An 18,187-nucleotide genomic window follows, 5' to 3' on the forward strand; every position below is an offset into this window, starting at 1 on the left:
GTACGGGGTGGGGCTACGGGGAACTTACGCCGCGGCGAGCTTGGCCGCCGAGTCGGCGTCGACACAGGCCTGGATCATCGGGTCCAGATCGCCGTCGAGCACCTGGTCCAAGTTGTACGCCTTGAACCCGACGCGGTGGTCCGAGATGCGGTTTTCCGGGAAGTTGTACGTCCGGATCTTCTCGGACCTGTCGACGGTACGGACCTGGCTGCGCCGCGCGTCGGCGGCCTTGGCCTCGGCCTCCTCCTGCGCGGCGGCGAGCAGCCGGGACCGCAGGATACGCATGGCCTGCTCCTTGTTCTGGAGCTGGCTCTTCTCGTTCTGGCAGGAGGCGACGATGCCGGTCGGCAGGTGCGTGATGCGGACCGCGGAGTCGGTCGTGTTGACGGACTGGCCGCCGGGACCCGACGAGCGGTACACGTCGATGCGCAGGTCGTTGGCGTGGACCTCGACCTCGACCTCCTCGGCCTCGGGGGTCACGAGGACACCGGCGGCAGAGGTGTGGATCCGGCCGGCCGACTCGGTCGCGGGCACGCGCTGTACGCGGTGCACCCCGCCCTCGTACTTCAGCCGCGCCCAGACGCCCTGGCCGGGCTCGGTCGCGCCGTTGCCGCCCTTGGTCTTCACGGCGACCTGGACGTCCTTGTAGCCGCCGAGCTCGGACTCGGTGGAGTCGATGATCTCGGTCTTCCAGCCGACGCGCTCGGCGTAGCGCAGGTACATCCGGAGCAGGTCGCCGGCGAACAGGGCGGACTCGTCGCCGCCCGCGCCGGCCTTGATCTCCAGGATGACGTCCTTGTCGTCGCTGGGGTCGCGCGGGACGAGCAGCAGCCGCAGCTTGTCGGTCAGCTCCTCGCGCTGCTTCTCCAGCTCCTTGACCTCGGCCGCGAAGTCGGGGTCGTCGTGCATCAGCTCGCGGGCGGTCTCGATGTCGTCACCGTGCTGCTTCCACGAACGGTAGACGGCGATGATCGGGGTCAGCTCGGCGTAACGCTTGTTCAGCTTGCGCGCGTTGGCCTGGTCCGTGTGGACCGAAGGGTCAGCGAGCTTCTTCTCCAGATCGGCGTGCTCGCCGATCAGTTCCTCGACCGCCTCGAACATCGATGGCTCCTGGTTTTCGTACGAAAGGACTGCGGGGACGGCAAAGCGCCGGTCCGGGTGCCCCCAGCGGGAGCGACCAAGGACCGGCGCAGTGACGTGCTACTTCTTGGCCGCAGCCTTGCCGAAGCGGGCCTCGAAGCGGGCGACGCGGCCGCCGGTGTCGAGGATCTTCTGCTTGCCCGTGTAGAACGGGTGGCACTCGGAGCAGACCTCGGCACGGATGGTGCCCTCGGTCAGGGTGCTACGAGTGGTGAACGACGCGCCACAGGTGCAGCTGACCTGGGTGTCGACGTACTGGGGGTGGATCTCGCGCTTCAAGGTGTCTCCTAGTTTCGGGAGGGCGCCCGGGTCGCTGTGCGGGATGCACGTGCGTGAACCGGGGCCGACGTACCAGTCTGCCAGGACCGGCCGTATCTCCCAAAACCGGGTCCCGCGTGAAACTATTCCGGGCTATTTCACCAGGCCGTCGGCCTTGCCCGTGGCGGTGTCCTTCGTCGCGGAGGCGGGGATGGGCCTGTCGGCCTTGAGCGCCTGCCAGACCTGCCGGGACTGGGCTTCCAGGGGTATGACCCGGTTCGGGTCCGCGGGGTCGTACTCGACCGGCATGGTGACCATGTGGACGTCGTCGGCGCCGAGCCCCGCGAGTCCCTCGGCGAAGCCCATCAGCTCGTTGACCGAGTCGAGCTCGGAGTCGGGGGTGATGGCCTTGGTGGCGGTGTCGGCGATGTCGAGGAGCTTCTTCGGGTTCGAGAAGACGCCGACGTCCTTGACCTGGTCGATGAAGGCCTTCATGAACGCCTGCTGGAGCTGGATGCGGCCGAGGTCGCTGCCGTCGCCGACGCTCTTGCGGGTACGGACCAGGCCGAGGGACTGCTCGCCGTTCAGGGTGTGCGTGCCCGGGGCGAGGTTCAGGTGGCTCTTGGAGTCCTTGATGGCCTCGGTGGTGGTGATCTCGACGCCGCCGAGCTTGTCGATCAGCTTCTTGAAGCCGGTGAAGTCGACCTCGATGTAGTGGTCCATGCGGATGCCGGACATCGACTCGACGGTCTTCACGGCGCAGGCCGGCCCGCCGACCTCGTACGCGGTGTTGAACATGGCCCGCTCGGCGCTCGGGACGCGGGTGCCCCGCTCGTCGACGCACGCGGGGCGGTCGATCAGGGTGTCGCGGGGGATGGAGACGACGCTGGCCTTCTTGTGGCCCTCGTAGACGTGCACGACCATCGCGGTGTCGGAGCGGGCACCGCCCTCGTCCTTGCCGTACGCGCCGTTGTCACCGGAGCGGGAGTCGGAGCCGAGGACGAGGATGTCCATGGAGCCGTTGTCGACGTTCTTGGGGCGGTCGGTGCCGAGCTTGGCGTTGATGTCGACGCCCTGGAGGTTGCCGTTGAGCTTGAAGTAGACGTAACCGAGTCCGGAGCCGCCGACCACGATGAGCGCGGCCGTGCTCCAGGCGGCGACGGTCACCGCGCGGCGGCCCTTGGCGGGCTGTTTGCGGCGGCGGCCGTTGGGCCGTATTCGTCCGCTCTTGCTCTGCTCGGTCATTTCCTACCTCAGGTCCTAGTTTCACCTTCTGTGACGGACATGCGCCCGGAAGGGTTGCACGGGAACCTGTGAGGTTTCGTAGAGCGACGGCCCGCAACGCACCGCGCCCACCGTGCGGGGCACGGTGGGCGCGGACGTCGATCCAGGTCACGGCGGGGTTACGGCCCTGGGGCCGGCCCCCGTCGTGTGACGGAGGTCATACCTCAGTCGTTGTTCCCGCCAGGAGTCGTCTTCTGGATCTGGAGCAGGAACTCGCCGTTCGACTTCGTCTGCTTGAGCTTGTCGAGCAGCAGCTCGATCGCCTGCTGCTGGTCGAGCGCGTGGAGCACGCGACGCAGCTTCCAGGTGACGGCCAGCTCGTCGCTGCCGAGCAGGATCTCTTCCTTACGCGTACCCGAGGCGTCGACGTCGACGGCCGGGAAGATGCGCTTGTCGGCGAGCTTCCGGTCGAGCTTGAGCTCCATGTTGCCGGTGCCCTTGAACTCCTCGAAGATCACTTCGTCCATGCGCGAGCCGGTGTCGACCAGCGCGGTGGCCAGGATGGTCAGCGAGCCGCCGTCCTCGATGTTGCGCGCGGCACCGAAGAAGCGCTTCGGCGGGTAGAGCGCGGTCGAGTCGACACCACCGGACAGGATGCGGCCGGAGGCCGGGGCGGCGAGGTTGTACGCACGTCCCAGGCGGGTGATCGAGTCGAGCAGGACGACCACGTCGTGACCCAGCTCCACGAGACGCTTGGCGCGCTCGATGGCCAGCTCGGCGACCGTGGTGTGGTCCTCGGCCGGGCGGTCGAAGGTCGAGGAGATGACCTCGCCCTTGACCGACCGCTGCATGTCGGTGACCTCTTCCGGACGCTCGTCGACCAGGACGACCATCAGGTGGCACTCGGGGTTGTTGATGGTGATCGCGTTGGCGATCGCCTGCATGATCATGGTCTTGCCGGTCTTCGGCGGGGCCACGATCAGGCCTCGCTGGCCCTTGCCGATCGGCGCCACGAGGTCGATGATCCGCGTGGTCAGCACGCCCGGGTCGGTCTCCAGACGGAGCCGGTCCTGCGGGTAGAGCGGGGTCAGCTTGTTGAACTCGGGGCGACCGCGACCGGAGTCGGCGGCCATGCCGTTCGAGGAGTCCAGGCGGACCAGCGCGTTGAACTTCTCGCGGCGCTCGCCCTCCTTCGGCTGACGCACGGCGCCGGTGACGTGGTCACCCTTGCGCAGGCCGTTCTTGCGGACCTGGGCGAGGGAGACGTACACGTCGTTCGGGCCGGGCAGGTAGCCGGAGGTCCGGATGAACGCGTAGTTGTCGAGGATGTCCAGGATGCCCGCGACGGGGATCAGGACGTCGTCGTCGGCGACCTGCGGCTCGTTCGGCGCGAACTCGTCACGCCCGCGACGGCCACGGCGGTCGCGGTAGCGTCCGCGACGGCCACGACGGCCGCCCTCGTCGTCGAAGTCGTCCTGCGGGCCGGTGTTCTGCTGCTGGCCGCCGCCCTGACGCTGCTGGCGCTGGCCGCCCTGGCCACCGCCCTGCTGCTCGTCGGCCTTGCCACCGCGGTCACGGCGGTCGCGCTGGCGGTCGCCACGCTCGCCGCGCTCGCCACGGTCACGGCGCTCGCCACGATCGCCGCGGTCACGGCGGCCGCGGCCCTCGGCGGTGTCGACGGCGGTCTCGGCCTTGGCCTCGGCGGACGCGTCCGTACGGGACTCGGTTCGGGAGTCCGTCCGGGTGTCGGCCTTGGTCTCGGTCTTGACGGCCTGCGCGGACTCGGCCTCCGGGCTGCCGGCGGGCGCGGTGGCCCGACGGCGGCGGCGCTCGCCGGCCGGCTGGTCCTCGGAGGCAGGCTGCCCCGGGATGTCGATCTGCTGCTGGGCGACGGCCTTCTCGGCCTTCTCCGCCTGCGCGGGGGCGGGCTCGGCGGCGGCGTCGACCGTACGGGCCTTGGAGGTGGCGCGGCGCTTCGGCTTGGTCTCAGCCGTGTCGGCGGCGGCCTTGGCGGGGGCGGAAGAACCGCCACCGGCCTGCGCCTCCTTGATGACCTCGATCAGCTGGCTCTTGCGCATCCGCGCGGTGCCCCTGATGCCGAGGCCGGACGCGACCTGCTGCAGCTCGGCCAGGACCATGCCGTCAAGGCCGGTGCCGGAGCGGCGGCGCCGTGCGGTGGTGCCAGTGGCAGCACCTGCGGCGGGCGCGGAAGTGTCGACCGTGTTGTCGGCAGTCACGCCCATCAGATCGGTGGTGTCGCTCACGAAGGGTCCTTCCCTGGAGCGGACGTCGGCCATCTGGCTCGGCGACCGGTTGTGCTGTCCGACAACGGTCCTGGCTTGTGGACCGTGTCGGGGCGGTGGTCCCGCCGGGTACGGCGGAAGAGAAAAAACGTGCTTGGGTCCGGCCCGAGGCCCCCTAGCTCGGCCCTCACACAGGATGAGCGAGGGGTGTCGTGCCGGTTCCGGAGCGTGCTCGAAACTGCTCAGGCGGGCTGCTCAGGCAGTTGGGGAGGCTCCCGGAAGAATCGGTGGTCCCTGATAGGGACACTCAGCACCGCGCCACAAAGGCGCCGGGTGCTGACTTGAGGTTAACACTACCGGCTCCAACAAACATTCCCCCTCTCCCTCACCGGCAATCACGTGTCCCTAGGGCGCGAGCGGCAGAACACTCGCTCCGGACACATCGAGGTCGAGCCGGTTCGCGGCCCATCCCTCGCCCGCCAGTCGGGCGACCTTGTCGGCCGTCCCGTGTTCGGCCAGCGCGAGCACCGTGGGGCCCGCGCCGGAGATGACGGCGGGGACTCCGTCCGCCCGCAGCCGGTTCACAAGGGCGATGCTCTCCGGCATCGCGGGGGCCCGGTACTCCTGGTGCAGCCGGTCCTCGGTGGCCGAGAGCAGCAGCTCGGGGCGGCGGGTGAGCGCCTCGACCAGGAGCGCGGCGCGGCCGGCGTTGGCCGCGGCGTCGACGTGCGGGACGGTGCGCGGCAGCAGACCGCGCGCGGTCTCGGTCAGGACGGCCTTCCCGGGGACGAAAACCACCGGAACGATGGAATCCGAGGGATCCATCCTGATCGCCCGCGCGGCACCGGACTCGGTCCAGGCGAGCGTGAAGCCGCCGAGCAGACAGGCGGCGACGTTGTCGGGATGTCCCTCGATCTCGGTGGCGAGTTCGAGGAGGGCCGCCTCGTCGAGGCGGCTGTCGCCGCCTATGGTCACGGCGCGGGCGGCGACGATGCCGGCGCAGATGGCGGCGGAGGAGGAGCCGAGGCCGCGGCCGTGCGGAATGCGGTTGGCGCAGACGACTTCGAGGCCGCGCGGCTGTCCGCCGAGCAGGTCGAAGGCGGTACGCAGGGAGCGTACGAGCAGGTGGCTCTCGTCGCGCGGGAGCGTGTCGGCGCCTTCGCCGGCGATGTCGATGTGCAGCCCGGAGTCGGCGACCCGGACGACGACGTCGTCGTAGAGACCCAGCGAAAGGCCGAAGGCGTCGAAGCCCGGGCCGAGGTTGGCGCTGGTGGCGGGAACGCGCACCCGTACGGCGGCGGCGCGGAAGGCGGGACCGGCCATCGCTCGATGACTCTCCTTGACTTGCGACTACGGGATTTCAAGAGAAGTACACGGAAACCCGGGGGCCGTTTCTGCCTCGGGGGCGACAACGGCAACGACACCGCGCATATGCAACGGGGCGGGTTCGGTACAGCCTATCGAAGGAAGGTTCTGTGGCGACATAGGGCGCACAGGAGGCGCACGATGCGTGTCGCAAGCCTTGCTGTGCGCCTATGTACGTTCCTGGTCGGGTTTGCCTCTCCGGGGACTCCCGGAGAGGCGTTTCCGGCCAGACTTCAGGGACTTACGACCTTCTTGCGCGGGGTCGCGCGGGGTCTGCGCGGGTCCAACGCGGGGTTGCGCGTGGCCTGCGCGGGGTTTACGCACGGCCCGCGACGGGGTTACGCGAGGCCGAGGCGCTCGGCTGCCGCGGCGGCGTCGACCGGGACGGTGACCGGCTGGGGCGCGCCGGCGACGGCCCAGTCGGGGTCCTTCAGGCCGTTGCCGGTCACGGTGCAGACGATCCGCTGCCCCGGGTCGACCTTGCCCTGCTCGGCGGCCTTCAGCAGACCGGCGACGGAGGCGGCGGAGGCGGGCTCGACGAAGACGCCCTCCTGCGCGGCCAACAGCCGGTACGCGCGCAGGATCTCACGGTCCGTCACCTCGTCGATGAAGCCACCGGACTCGTCGCGCGCGGCGATCGCGTAGTCCCACGAGGCGGGGTTGCCGATCCGGATCGCGGTGGCGATCGTCGACGGGTCCTTGACGACCTCACCGCGCACGAGCGGCGCGGAGCCGGAGGCCTGGAAGCCCCACATGCGCGGGCGGTGGGTGGCGAGGCCGTCGGCGGCGTACTCGCGGTACCCCTTCCAGTACGCCGTGATGTTGCCGGCGTTGCCCACGGGCAGGACGTGGATGTCGGGCGCGTCGCCCAGCATGTCCACGATCTCGAAGGCGGCGGTCTTCTGCCCCTCGATACGGACCGGGTTGACGGAATTGACCAGCGCGACCGGGTAGTTGTCCGACAGCGCGCGGGCCAGGTCGAGGCAGTCGTCGAAGTTGCCGTCGACCTGGAGGATCTTCGCGCCGTGCACGAGGGCCTGGCCCATCTTGCCGAGCGCGATCTTGCCCTGCGGCACGAGGACGGCGGACACCATGCCGGCGCGCACCGCGTAAGCCGCGGCGGACGCCGAGGTGTTGCCGGTGGACGCGCAGATGACGGCCTGCGCGCCCTCCTCCTTGGCCTTGGAGATGGCCATGGTCATGCCGCGGTCCTTGAAGGAACCGGTGGGGTTGGCGCCCTCGACCTTGAGGTGCACCTCGCAGCCCGTGCGCTCGGAGAGGACCTGAGCGGGAACGAGCGGCGTACCGCCCTCACGGAGCGTGACGACCGGCGTCGTGTCCGTGACCGGAAGGCGGTCCCGGTACTCCTCGATGATGCCGCGCCACTGGTGGGTGCCCTTGCTGGTCATGGGTCCTTACTCCCCTTCAACACGCATGATGCTGGCGACACCGCGCACGGTGTCGAGCTTGCGCAGCGCCTCGACGGTCCCGGAGAGGGCGGCGTCGGGCGCGCGGTGGGTGACGACGACGAGGGAGGCCTCGCCGTCCTTGCCCTGCTGACGGACGGTGTCGATCGACACGCCGTGCTCGGCGAAGACCGTCGCGACCTGGGCGAGGACACCCGGCTTGTCGGCCACGTCGAGGCTGATGTGGTACCGCGTCACCACGTCGCCCATGGGGCTCACGGGCAGCTGGGTGTACGCGGACTCCCCGGGGCCGGTGGCCCCGTCGAGCTTGTTGCGGCACACGGCGACGAGGTCGCCGAGGACGGCGGAGGCGGTCGGAGCGCCGCCGGCGCCGGGGCCGTAGAACATGAGCTGCCCGGCGGCCTCTGCCTCGACGAAGACCGCGTTGTAGGCCTCGCGGACGGAGGCGAGCGGGTGGCTCAGCGGGATCATCGCCGGGTGCACGCGCGCGGTGACGGACTCGCCGTCGGCGGCCCGCTCGCAGATCGCGAGCAGCTTGATGGTGCAGCCCATCTGCCTGGCGGAGGCGAAGTCGCCGGCGGTGACCTCGGTCATGCCCTCGCGGTACACGTCGTCGAGACGCACGCGCGTGTGGAAGGCGATCCCTGCGAGGATGGCAGCCTTGGCGGCGGCGTCGAACCCTTCGACGTCGGCGGTGGGGTCGGCCTCGGCGTACCCGAGGGCGGTGGCCTCGTCGAGCGCCTCGCTGTACCCGGCCCCCGACGTGTCCATCTTGTCGAGGATGAAGTTGGTGGTCCCGTTGACGATGCCCATGACGCGGTTGATCTTGTCGCCGGCGAGGGACTCGCGCAGCGGCCGGATCAGCGGGATGGCACCGGCGACGGCGGCCTCGTAGTAGAGGTCCTGGCCGTGCTCCTCGGCGGAGGCGTACAGGCTCGCGCCGTCCTGGGCGAGGAGCGCCTTGTTGGCCGAGACGACGGAGGCGCCGTGCTCGAAGGCGGTGGTGATCAGCGTGCGGGCGGGCTCGACACCGCCGATGACCTCGACGACGACGTCGATGTCGCCCCGTTTGACCAGGGCGGTGGCGTCGGTGGTGATCAGCTCGGCGGGAATGCCGGCCCGGACCTTGTCCGGGCGGCGGACCGCGACGCCGGCGAGCTCGACCGGGGCGCCGATGCGCGCGGCGAGGTCGTCGGCGTGCGTCGTCATGATGCGCGCCACCTCTGAGCCGACCACTCCACAGCCCAGCAGCGCCACCTTCAGCGGACGCGTACGCATCATCCGACCTCGTTTCCTTCGTACTGCTTCGTATCTCTACGGTTGGACCAGTCTCACTCACCGGACGAGGGTTTCTGCCCCTCGTCCGGATCCTGAGACATCTATTTCATCACCCGACGTCGAGGCGCAGGAGATCTTCCTCCGTCTCACGCCGAACGATCACGCGCGCCTCGCCGTCGCGGACGGCGACGACGGGCGGGCGGAGTGCGTGGTTGTAGTTGCTGGCCATGGACCGGCAGTAGGCGCCGGTGGCCGGTACGGCGAGGAGATCGCCGGGCGCGACGTCGGCGGGCAGGAACGCGTCCCGTACGACGATGTCGCCGCTCTCGCAGTGCTTGCCGACGACACGGGCGAGCATGGGCGCGGCGTCACTCGTCCGGGAGACGAGAGCGACGCTGTACTCGGCGTCGTACAGCGCGGTACGGATGTTGTCCGACATACCGCCGTCGACGCTCACATACGTCCGCAGCCCCTCGAGCGGCTTGACGGTCCCGACCTCGTACAGCGTGAAGGCGGTGGGCCCGACGATGGCACGCCCGGGCTCGACGGAGATGCGCGGCGTGGCGAGGCGGGCGGCCTCGCACTCCCGCGTGACGATCTCCTTGAGGGCCTTGGCGATGTCGTGCGGCTCGCGGGGGTCGTCGTCGGAGGTGTAGGCGATGCCGAGGCCGCCGCCGAGGTCGATCTCGGGGAGCTCGACGCCGTGCTCGTCGCGCACCTCGGCGAGGAGCTGGACGACGCGCCGCGCGGAGACCTCGAAGCCGGCCATGTCGAAGATCTGGGACCCGATGTGGGAGTGGATCCCGATGAGCTCGAGCCCGTCGAGGGAGAGGGCACGCCGGACGGCTTCGGCCGCCTGTCCCCCGGCGAGGGCGATGCCGAACTTCTGGTCCTCGTGGGCGGTGGCGATGAACTCGTGGGTGTGCGCCTCGACGCCGACGGTCACACGGATCTGGACGCGCTGCCGCTTGCCGAGGGACTGGGCGATGTGGGCGACGCGAACGATCTCCTGGAAGGAGTCGAGAACGATCCGCCCGACACCGACGGAGATGGCGCGCTGGATCTCTTCTTCGCTCTTGTTGTTGCCGTGGAAGGCGATGCGCTCGGCGGGCATACCGGCGGAGAGGGCGGTGGACAGCTCCCCTCCGGAGCACACATCCAGATTCAGCCCCTCCTCGGTGAGCCACCGGACGACGGCGCGGGAGAGGAAGGCCTTGCCGGCGTAGAAGACGTCGGCGTCGGACCCGAAGGCGTCGGCCCAGGCGCGGCAGCGGGCGCGGAAGTCGGCCTCGTCGAGGAAGTAGGCGGGAGTGCCGAACTCCTCGGCGAGCTCGGTGACGGAGAGCCCGGCGACGGTGGCCTGCCCTTCCGCGTTACGACTGACGGTCCGAGCCCACACCTTGGGGTCGAGGGCATTGAGGTCGGCGGGCGGCGCCGTGTAGTGCCCTTCGGGGAGGACGTCGGCGTGGCGGGGCCCGGCGGGGTGGGCGGAACGGCTCATGTCTGCATCTTTCAAATCTGGTCGGGTGCGCTGATGCCGAGCAGGGAGAGGCCACCGGCGAGCACCACCCCGGCGGCTTCGGCGAGCGCGAGCCGGGAGCGGTGGGCGGCCGAGGGTTTCTCGTCGCCGAGGGGCAGGACGGTGTGCTGGAAGTCGAGCAGCGCGTCGGCGACGACTTCGAGATGCCGGGCGACCCGATCGGGGGCGCGATGGCGGGCGGCGGCCGCGAGGACGGCGGGGTGGTCGCCGAGGACGCGGGTGAGGAGGAGGTCGTCGATGTGACGGCCGGGCTCGCTGTGGAACCCGAGCTGTTCGGCGTTCCTCGTCAGGGCGCGGGCACGGGAGTGGGCGTACCGGACGCGGAAGAGGGGGTTGTCCTCGTGCTGCCGGAGCAGCTCGTCACCGACCCGGGCGTGGTCATGGCCGACGACGGAGAGAAGCCCCCACCGGGCGGCGTCGACACCGAGGGTATGGACGAGCTCGCGGGGGCTGAGGGGAACGGGAAGAGGGGCGATGTCGGTGGCCAGGTACCCCCGCGCGCCCTGAGCCTCGATGCGTACCCCCAACAGGGCCCAGTCGGGGTCGGCGGCGTCCTCGCAGGCGGTGCGGACGAGGTACCCCTGGGAGACGAGGATCCGCCGTGCGGCATCGGCGGTGACGGCGGCCCGGACGTCGGCACGGTGGACGGGCTGCGCGACCTGCCCGCTGGGCTGGAGCCACCCGTACCGCGAACGGAGCCTGAGGATCTCCCGCACGAGCTCCTGCTGGGCACTGGCGTCGAGGCTGAAGTTGAGGAAGCCGGGCCCGGTGATCTCGACGGCGGCGATGCCGGGGCTCGAGTGGAGCCGGTCGCGGAGGATCGCGGCGACATCGAGGGGCGGGCGGTGGGCGGCGCGGGCGAGGGTGAGGGCGACGTTACTGGCGTAGTCGCCACGCCCCCCGGGCCGGGGCCGCTCGACGGTGACGCGCTGGGGGACCTCGACGTGGAGCACACCGTCGTCGACCGCACGGCGCACGGCGTGCAGCACGGTGAGGGAGAGGTCCGCGGGGGTCACGGGACAAGCGTATGGGAGAAGGGGGGTCGGAACGCGAACCGGTTTCGCGATGCGGTCACCAAGACCACTAGGGACAGCTACTACCGGCACGCCCTGCGCCACGACGGCCACCGTCGGGGCGGGTGTCGGACCGGGTGTCGCAACGACCGTCGTCGTGGGTGTCGCCGGGGGGTCTTCCGTCGCCGTGGGTCCCGTCGACGTGTCTACCCTCGACCGGTCTACCTTCGACGTGTCTTCCCTCGACCCCCGACGGCCCCTCCTGTCCGCCACGCCGCTGTCCGGGCTGCCGCCCGTCGCGGTGCATGAGCTTGCGTACGACGCGTACGAGCTCGGCGGGTTCGAAGGGCTTGGCGAGGAAGGCGTCGACGCCGACGGCGACACCGCTGTCCATCTCGTACTGGGTGCAGGCACTGACGATGGCGACCGGCAGATGACTGGTTCGCGGATCGGACCGCAGTCTCTCGGCGGTACGCAACCCGTCCAACCGGGGCATGACGACGTCGAGGGTGACGACATCAGGCTGCACCTGATGCACGACATCCAGACACTCGGCACCATCGGCCGCGGTCACGACCTCGAAGCCCTCAAGCTCGAGATTGACCCTGATCAACTGCCGGATCACCCGGTTGTCATCGACAACGAGCACCCGACCGGACATGCCTGACACACGACGAGAGTAGGTCGCCGGAAGTGGCTGCGTCCGGGTTTTGCCCACTTCCGACCCGTGAGGGGGAACGGGGGGTCGGTGACTCGACGGAAATACCTGTTCACAGGCACGGCTCGGATGCTGGTAGGGTTCTACCCGTCGCCGCCGAACGCGACGAACGCCCCCGTAGCTCAGGGGATAGAGCAACGGCCTCCGGAGCCGTGTGCGCAGGTTCGAATCCTGCCGGGGGCACAGAAGCCGGAACAGCGTGATCAAGCCGCTGACCTGTGGAAGTGCCAGACATTGAGAGCCGGACCCAGTCCTACTGGGTCCGGCTCTTTGTCGTTGTCTATCACTGGTTGTGTGTGAGTAGCGTGTGAGCTCTCGCGGCCCTCACTGGGCGTCCGGCGCCCACCCCATGGCCTTTTCGATCTTCTTGTTGTTCAGCTCCTCATGGCCGTCGATGCAGCCTTCGTACCGGCGATGGATGACCTCGGGCGAGTTGCCCGCGCGGCGGGCCACTTCGGCGACGGGGACCCCCGCGTTCAGCCAGTTCGTGATGCAGGTGTGCCGTAGGTCGTACGGCCTGTGGGCGAGCGGGGAATCCACCTTCTCCGGCGGGAGGGCGATCGGCCGGGCCTCCTGCCAGACCCTCCAGTAGCTGGACGTGCCGAGCACGGCGCCGCGCTCGTTGGCGAAGAGCCGGCCGTCCTTCGCCGTTCCGAACTCCGCTATGTGCGCGGAGAGCAAGGCGACCAGTGGCGGAGGGATCGGGACCGGCCGGTCCGCCTTGGGCTCCCGGGACTTGAGCCCGCGCTTGTCGTGGCGCTGCCCCGAGTCCGTCCACCTCTTGCCGGACACCGGCCGGGTCTCCTTAAGGGTGAGCGTCCCCCATCCCTTCTCCGGGAGGTAGCAGTCCTTCTTCCGCAGCCCCACCGCCTCGGCCGGCCGCATCGCCGCGTACAGCTGGCAGGCGAAGAAGGCTACGAGTCGACGCCCGCGGTTCCGGTGAACGGACCCCACGTACGAGACGGCCGTGAGGAGCTGCTCGCCCTGCACAGCGTTGACCACGACCCGGGGGTCCACTACATCGCCCTTGGTGGACCCCTTGCGCTTCACTCCCAAGAGAGGGTTCTCCCCCAGGTACCCGCACTCAATGGCGTACTCCATGGCCGTGTTGAAGCCACGGCGCCGGCGCTTGTACGTCTCCCCCGCTGCCGGGGTGTCGTCCAGCTTGAACGAGAGCCGGTACTGGACATCCCGCACCACTTTGGGATCGGCAAGGGACGACAGAGGAAGCGAGCGGCTCTGGAGCCACGCCCAGGCAGCCGCCAGCTCCTCCGGAGGGCCCTCGCCCTTGTGTGCGGGTACGACAGCCCAGCGCATCGCCAGCCGCGTCTCCTCTGGCGTAGGCGCCTTCTTCCCCTCCTCCACCATGGCGAGTGCCACCGTGGCCAGGCTGTCGGCCAGGCCCTCGCGGGTTTTGGCCGCTGCCGTACGCCACCGGAGAGCCATGTACTCACGGCTGAAGTCACACCACGACGGATCAGGCCGGGCGTTCTCTTTCGCGGCAGCTGCCCGGAGTTCAGACTCCGGCAGGCCGAACTCCACGTCGAATGCCTCGCCCTTCTGCATGGCCTGCCACAGCTGGGAGCGGCGGCTGTCCGCCAGGGTCACTGTGGCGAAGGAGGCATGGCAAACCTTGCCGGCCACCACCCAACGGAGTTGGTAGGGAGCCTTCTTGCTGGAGATCTTGCTGATCTTCCAAATGCGTACGTCGGTGGAGAGGGTCGGCTCGTCGGCGGCGGGCGGGCGCCCGCTGTTGCGGGCGCCCGGGGACTCGCTGGTCTTGCGGTAGGTCACGCGGCTTCCTCTCGGGTTGCGATCCAGCGGTCCAGTTCTGAGCGCCGGATTCGCACCGTGCCGTTCGGGAGCTTGATGGCCTTCGGGCCCTTCCTGAGCTGCCGCCAGCGGTAGAACGTCGCTCGCGGTACTCCGATCTCTTCGATGACTTGAGGGATGGACAACATCTCGTCGCGCGGCTTGGCCACGACTCCTCCTCGGGCGAGAGGGCAAGGGCAGTTCGGGAGCAGAGCGTCTGGGAGCCGCCACAGAAACCACGAAATACACAGAAACCCCGAGCAGATGATCTGACCTGCGCGAACGCCAGGCGGGGTGGGCTGCCACAGAAACGACAGGAAGTCCGACAGAAATAGACGGGCCGGATTGGGCTCGTATTTGTGTGGCTCTTCTGTGGGTTTCCGTGGCAGTCGCCTGTCCACCCTCGCGTGGGACGTTTGTGCACGTCAGGGGTGGGGCTGGGCTATTTCTGTGATTCCGTGGTTTCTGTGGCGGGGGCTCAGATGGCGGGGTCGCTCAACTGGGGGTGGATGAGGTAGCGCGGGGACGGCGGCCGGCCCCTGCCTCCGGTGCGTAGAACGGGCTGGCAGCGGATGTACCCGTGGTCTTCCAGCAGGTTCAGCGCGGGGTCGAGGTCCGCGACGGTGGGGAACTCCGAGCGGGAGAGCTTGACCATGAGGTCGCGCTTGCTGACCTCGCTCCACTGCTGGGTGCGCAACAGCTCCAGCACGGCGTGGGCGCGGTTGGCGGTGTGGTCGGCGCCCATGAGGTCGAAGACGGCGAGGGCGTGGCCGGTGAAGTAGTCCGAGAGCTTGACCGCGTTGCGCATGGTGTCGGCGGTGATGGGCTGGGTGTGTCCGTTCTCGGTGTGCGTGGCGAGGTGGAGCAGTGCCGCGAGGCGGCAGGTCGCGCCGCCCAATTTCGCGGCCCAGTTCCGGATATGCCCGAGGTCCCCGCCGCGCTTGCGGAGCCGGGGCTCCTGTCGTGCCTCGTAGGCGGCGAGCGTCTCGTTTGCCTCCGACGTGAGCTGGAGAACGGCGGGGTCCGTCCAGCCTGCGAGGGACATGGTCAGCGCGGTGATGCGTTGCTCATAGACATCGGCCACGTCCTCCGGCAAGGGCTGTGGGAGGACTTCCCGATAGCCCACAAGGTCTTCGGGCAGGGAGTAGAGGAACCTGCCCAGCAGTCCCCTGTCTCCTGCTCCCTTGATGCGGCTGATGTCCTCCAGGACGGAGGGCTGAACTGTCTGGCCCATCGTGAGGGCGGGGGAATCGATGAACTCCTCACGTCCTCGGCGGTCGACGCGCAGCCGGTCGCCCGCCTGCCCCTTGAGGAAGACCTCCATGTTGGGGGTGCCGGAGTAGCGTCCGGCGATGATGTCGAAGATGCCGCCTTCGGCAGACATGACGGAGAGCCTGCCGCCCTGTTCGGCCAGCAGCGAGGCGATGACCTCCGGGGTCGCGTCGTCGGCCAGCAAGCGAGGCTTGGTGGGCACGGTGATGGACTCGGCAGCCTGCGCAAGGCTGATGGCCTCCGCTACGAGCAGATCGCGCTTGTCGGCCTCGGCACGGGCCGCTTTGGCGGCTGCGTTGTCCGCGACCTCCTTGGCGAGTTTCGCCGTGAGTTCGGCTTCGATGATGGCTCCGGCCGCAGCTGATACCAGCAGTTTTTCGCACTTGTACAGCGGATCAGTCATCAGGCCGAAGACCGCTGACTTGCGGCTGCCCGGGGGTAGCGCCATGACCACGAAGACGTTGGTGGGCTCTCGCCATCGGCCACGGACCTGCACGACGGCACGGCCTCCGGCAGCGGTCGACAAGACCGCAAGAGCGAGCGATCCCGCCGCGTCTACGGCGGTCTGCGTCTCCTCCGCCACACCCCTTACGAAGTCTCCGAGCCAGGCAGGGAAGACCTCAGTGGGGAAGGGCGGCAGTTCGCGGCGCGCGGTGAGCGGGATCGGCTCCTCCCACGGCGTCCCTGCCGCCTCGGCCGCGTCCAGTGCCTCGAATCCGGCCCACAGTTCGGAGCTGTCAACAGGCTGTGTGCTCATGCCGCGCTCGCCTCCCCGGCACCGCCCCGGACGAGACCGGAGCGGATCGCAGTGCGGCACTCGGGGGCGGCCAGGCCGATGGACTGCCCGGCGCTCATCAGCTCGCTGGTGACGGCGGTCTCGGTCAGGTCGCCCGTGCGGATCAGCCGGGCGAGGGCGTAGGCGGCGAAGTACACCGACCGATTACGACCGCCCTCTCGGGCGGACAGCACCTTCTCCAGTTCCCCCCGCATGGCGGTGGTGCTGTAGGCGGTGGCGTTGCGCATCCGGGCGGCCAGCTCCGCCAGCGGCATCGGGGCCGGTGCGGGCTTGAGGGTGAGCAGGTCACTGAGCCACGCAGGGAGGGGGGCAACAGGGGCGTCGTGAATGATCTCGTACGGCGCTCCGCCCACGAGACTGCCGGCGGCAACCACGTACCCGCCCCAGGCCCGGGTGTCGACCTTCCACCCCAGGGTGCCGCCCGTGCTGCGTAGCGTCTCTCCCTCGGGGGCGGTGAAGTACAGGTGCTGCCCGCCACGGCGGGTGCGGACCGTGTGCGTCTCGGTCGGCAGCCGCTCCCCCGCGCGCTCGCACAGCGCGGCGAACACGTCCAAGCCATCGGCCATTCCCGCCCACTCGGGCGGGGCGGTGTCGGTGTCGTCCTTGGGGAGGTCCAGGTCGACCACCACGAGCTGAGCGGGGCCGGTGGCGATGCCGACGTTGTACGGGGCCGCCTGCCAGCAGGTGGTGATGTGCCCGGGGTCGAGGGTGGCGCGCTGCTCGGGGGTGCGGTGCCCCTCGGTGCACCGGCCGGTACGGGGACAATCCCGCTCGGGGTGCCCGGCGGGCCGCTTGTCGCCGGGGCGGAGGGGGAAGACGGGCCAGCCGCGCTCAGCGGCGGCCAGGGCGGCGCGCAGCAGCGCCGGGGCGAGGGTTGCTGTCATGCTGGGGGTCTCCTGTTTCTGCGAAGGGACTGGGGAACCGGGGCGGTCGCGGTCTTTGGCGAGAGGCGACCGCCCCGGGCGCATCTACTGGTGCTTGACCCAGTGGGCGTACTCCTGGCGGACGTAGCCGCGGGGGTTGGAGATGGCCTCGGCGTGCTCGGGCCAGTACGGGGTGCCGCCGTAGTTCCCGTCACCCTCGCGGTCGACGTCCAAGAGCCTGCGAGCAGCGTTGAGCGCCAGCTCGGGGGCGTCGGTGCGGACGCTCGCGGTTCCGTCGTCCAGGGCGATGCGATCCAGCAGCGCGGCCTTACGGAGCCAGAACTCCCGCACGTCTCCCGGATGCAGGGGCCACAGGGCCTCGCGCGCCCGCTGGGCGGTCCATCCGATCTCGCTGACGATGCTCGGGGCGAGCGCGTACGCCTCCTCCGGCGTCGGCCACGCCTCCGTGTCTTTGCTGTGCTGGGCCGTGATGTACAGGCGGACGCGCTTATCGCTCCGGCTGGGGTACTGGCGCACAGCGCCGGTGGTGAACGTCTCGGAAAGCGCGCCCAGGACGCGCTTGGCGTCGGTGGGCAGGCAGATGACGCGGATCTCGAACACGAGGATCAGTCCTCCTGCGGGTTGTGGCTGGCGGGCAGTTCGGGGAGCCCGGCCTTGGTGAGTTGGGCAAGGTCGAAGCCGGGCAGGGCCGCACGCGTGATGAGCGCGGTGGCGAGCTGCTCGGCGTAGGCGGCGCCGGAGCGGGCGACCTCTATCTGGGCCCCGGCGCGCAGCGCTTCGACGCGCTCGACGTGCGCGTGCTCTTCGCGCCGCTCCGTGGCGTGCCGGTCGTGCGCAACGGTGGCGCGGCGGTCGGTGCGCCAGTAGCGGGCGGCCAGGCCGTAGGCGACGGCGGTGGTCACCGCCCACAGCAGTAGCGGCAACGTGATGCCGTCGGCGTATCCGGCCACTCCTGCCAGGGCCAGCGCGCCGGAGCTGGCGAACGCGGTCCCGGCAATCACGCTGTCGCCGGAGCGTCCGGCCGAGGCGAAGGCGCCGGCCGTCGCGGCCCCGGCGGCCAGGACGACCATCAACGCGGCGTTGCCGGTGGAGTGTTCGGCACCGTTCGCGTTCCAGATCCGCCCCAGGATCAGGACCGTGGACGTGGCCACGGCCGGAGCCGCCTTGGGGGCGACCAGGGCCAGCCAGTGCCGGGCGGTGATCGGTTCCATGACGCC

At 69.8% G+C, this 18,187-nt stretch carries 15 protein-coding genes, 1 tRNA gene and 1 pseudogene; 1 reads left to right on the top strand and 16 read right to left on the bottom strand.

All coding sequences use genetic code 11. The annotated features are described in order from the left end of the window. Window positions 1–24: 24 nt before the first annotated feature. From prfA to ACFWRO_RS12470, 10 genes and pseudogenes are all read right to left on the bottom strand, one after another. Window positions 25–1,101 (bottom strand): peptide chain release factor 1, encoded by a 1,077-nt coding sequence (gene prfA / locus ACFWRO_RS12425; RefSeq protein WP_384508292.1) that lies wholly within the window; start codon window positions 1,099–1,101, stop codon window positions 25–27. A gap of 99 nt (window positions 1,102–1,200) precedes the next feature. Beyond that, window positions 1,201–1,419, bottom strand: coding sequence for a 50S ribosomal protein L31 (gene rpmE, locus ACFWRO_RS12430; protein ID WP_384508295.1), 219 nt, complete (start codon window positions 1,417–1,419; stop codon window positions 1,201–1,203). A gap of 132 nt (window positions 1,420–1,551) precedes the next feature. Then, window positions 1,552–2,643 (bottom strand): LCP family protein, encoded by a 1,092-nt coding sequence (locus tag ACFWRO_RS12435; RefSeq protein ID WP_384508298.1) that lies wholly within the window; start codon window positions 2,641–2,643, stop codon window positions 1,552–1,554. Window positions 2,644–2,846: 203 nt separating this feature from the next. Next, window positions 2,847–4,886 (bottom strand): transcription termination factor Rho, encoded by a 2,040-nt coding sequence (gene rho, locus ACFWRO_RS12440; RefSeq protein WP_384508300.1) that lies wholly within the window; start codon window positions 4,884–4,886, stop codon window positions 2,847–2,849. 384 nt (window positions 4,887–5,270) lie between these two features. Then, complete coding sequence (gene thrB / locus ACFWRO_RS12445) at window positions 5,271–6,188, bottom strand: homoserine kinase (protein ID WP_384508303.1); 918 nt, start codon at window positions 6,186–6,188, stop codon at window positions 5,271–5,273. Between the two features lie 380 nt (window positions 6,189–6,568). Continuing rightward, window positions 6,569–7,639: a threonine synthase gene (thrC, locus tag ACFWRO_RS12450; RefSeq protein WP_384508306.1), complete on the bottom strand. Its 1,071-nt coding sequence runs from the start codon at window positions 7,637–7,639 to the stop codon at window positions 6,569–6,571. 6 nt (window positions 7,640–7,645) lie between these two features. Further along, window positions 7,646–8,938, bottom strand: coding sequence for a homoserine dehydrogenase (locus ACFWRO_RS12455; protein ID WP_384508308.1), 1,293 nt, complete (start codon window positions 8,936–8,938; stop codon window positions 7,646–7,648). Window positions 8,939–9,044: 106 nt separating this feature from the next. Further along, window positions 9,045–10,436 (bottom strand): diaminopimelate decarboxylase, encoded by a 1,392-nt coding sequence (lysA, locus tag ACFWRO_RS12460; RefSeq protein WP_384508311.1) that lies wholly within the window; start codon window positions 10,434–10,436, stop codon window positions 9,045–9,047. 11 nt (window positions 10,437–10,447) lie between these two features. Then, window positions 10,448–11,491 (bottom strand): ArgS-related anticodon-binding protein NrtL, encoded by a 1,044-nt coding sequence (nrtL, locus tag ACFWRO_RS12465; RefSeq protein ID WP_384508314.1) that lies wholly within the window; start codon window positions 11,489–11,491, stop codon window positions 10,448–10,450. Window positions 11,492–11,744: 253 nt separating this feature from the next. Further along, window positions 11,745–12,149 (bottom strand): annotated as a pseudogene (locus ACFWRO_RS12470) (response regulator); the annotation flags it as partial. Between the two features lie 168 nt (window positions 12,150–12,317). Between ACFWRO_RS12470 and ACFWRO_RS12475 the strand changes: the two are divergent. Continuing rightward, window positions 12,318–12,389 (top strand) — tRNA-Arg (locus tag ACFWRO_RS12475). 141 nt (window positions 12,390–12,530) lie between these two features. On the opposite strand, the gene ACFWRO_RS12480 is transcribed toward ACFWRO_RS12475, so the two are convergent. From ACFWRO_RS12480 to ACFWRO_RS12505, 6 genes are all read right to left on the bottom strand, one after another. Continuing rightward, window positions 12,531–14,000, bottom strand: a complete 1,470-nt coding sequence (locus ACFWRO_RS12480; protein WP_384508317.1) for a tyrosine-type recombinase/integrase — start codon at window positions 13,998–14,000, stop codon at window positions 12,531–12,533. Then, window positions 13,997–14,188: a helix-turn-helix transcriptional regulator gene (locus ACFWRO_RS12485; RefSeq protein WP_384508320.1), complete on the bottom strand. Its 192-nt coding sequence runs from the start codon at window positions 14,186–14,188 to the stop codon at window positions 13,997–13,999. Before ACFWRO_RS12485 ends, ACFWRO_RS12480 begins: the two co-directional genes overlap by 4 nt. Window positions 14,189–14,496: 308 nt before the next feature. Then, entirely contained in the window at window positions 14,497–16,047 is a 1,551-nt protein-coding gene (locus ACFWRO_RS12490) for a YfjI family protein (protein WP_384508323.1), read from the bottom strand. Next, complete coding sequence (locus tag ACFWRO_RS12495; protein WP_384508326.1) at window positions 16,044–16,970, bottom strand: bifunctional DNA primase/polymerase; 927 nt, start codon at window positions 16,968–16,970, stop codon at window positions 16,044–16,046. Before ACFWRO_RS12495 ends, ACFWRO_RS12490 begins: the two co-directional genes overlap by 4 nt. Window positions 16,971–17,054: 84 nt before the next feature. Beyond that, window positions 17,055–17,570 (bottom strand): hypothetical protein, encoded by a 516-nt coding sequence (locus tag ACFWRO_RS12500; RefSeq protein WP_384508328.1) that lies wholly within the window; start codon window positions 17,568–17,570, stop codon window positions 17,055–17,057. A 5-nt stretch (window positions 17,571–17,575) separates the two neighbouring features. Beyond that, window positions 17,576–18,181: a hypothetical protein gene (locus ACFWRO_RS12505; RefSeq protein WP_384508331.1), complete on the bottom strand. Its 606-nt coding sequence runs from the start codon at window positions 18,179–18,181 to the stop codon at window positions 17,576–17,578. Window positions 18,182–18,187 lie beyond the last annotated feature (6 nt).

Origin of the sequence: Streptomyces sp. NPDC058579 (assembly GCF_042718575.1) — a bacterium.
GTDB lineage: Bacteria > Actinomycetota > Actinomycetes > Streptomycetales > Streptomycetaceae > Streptomyces.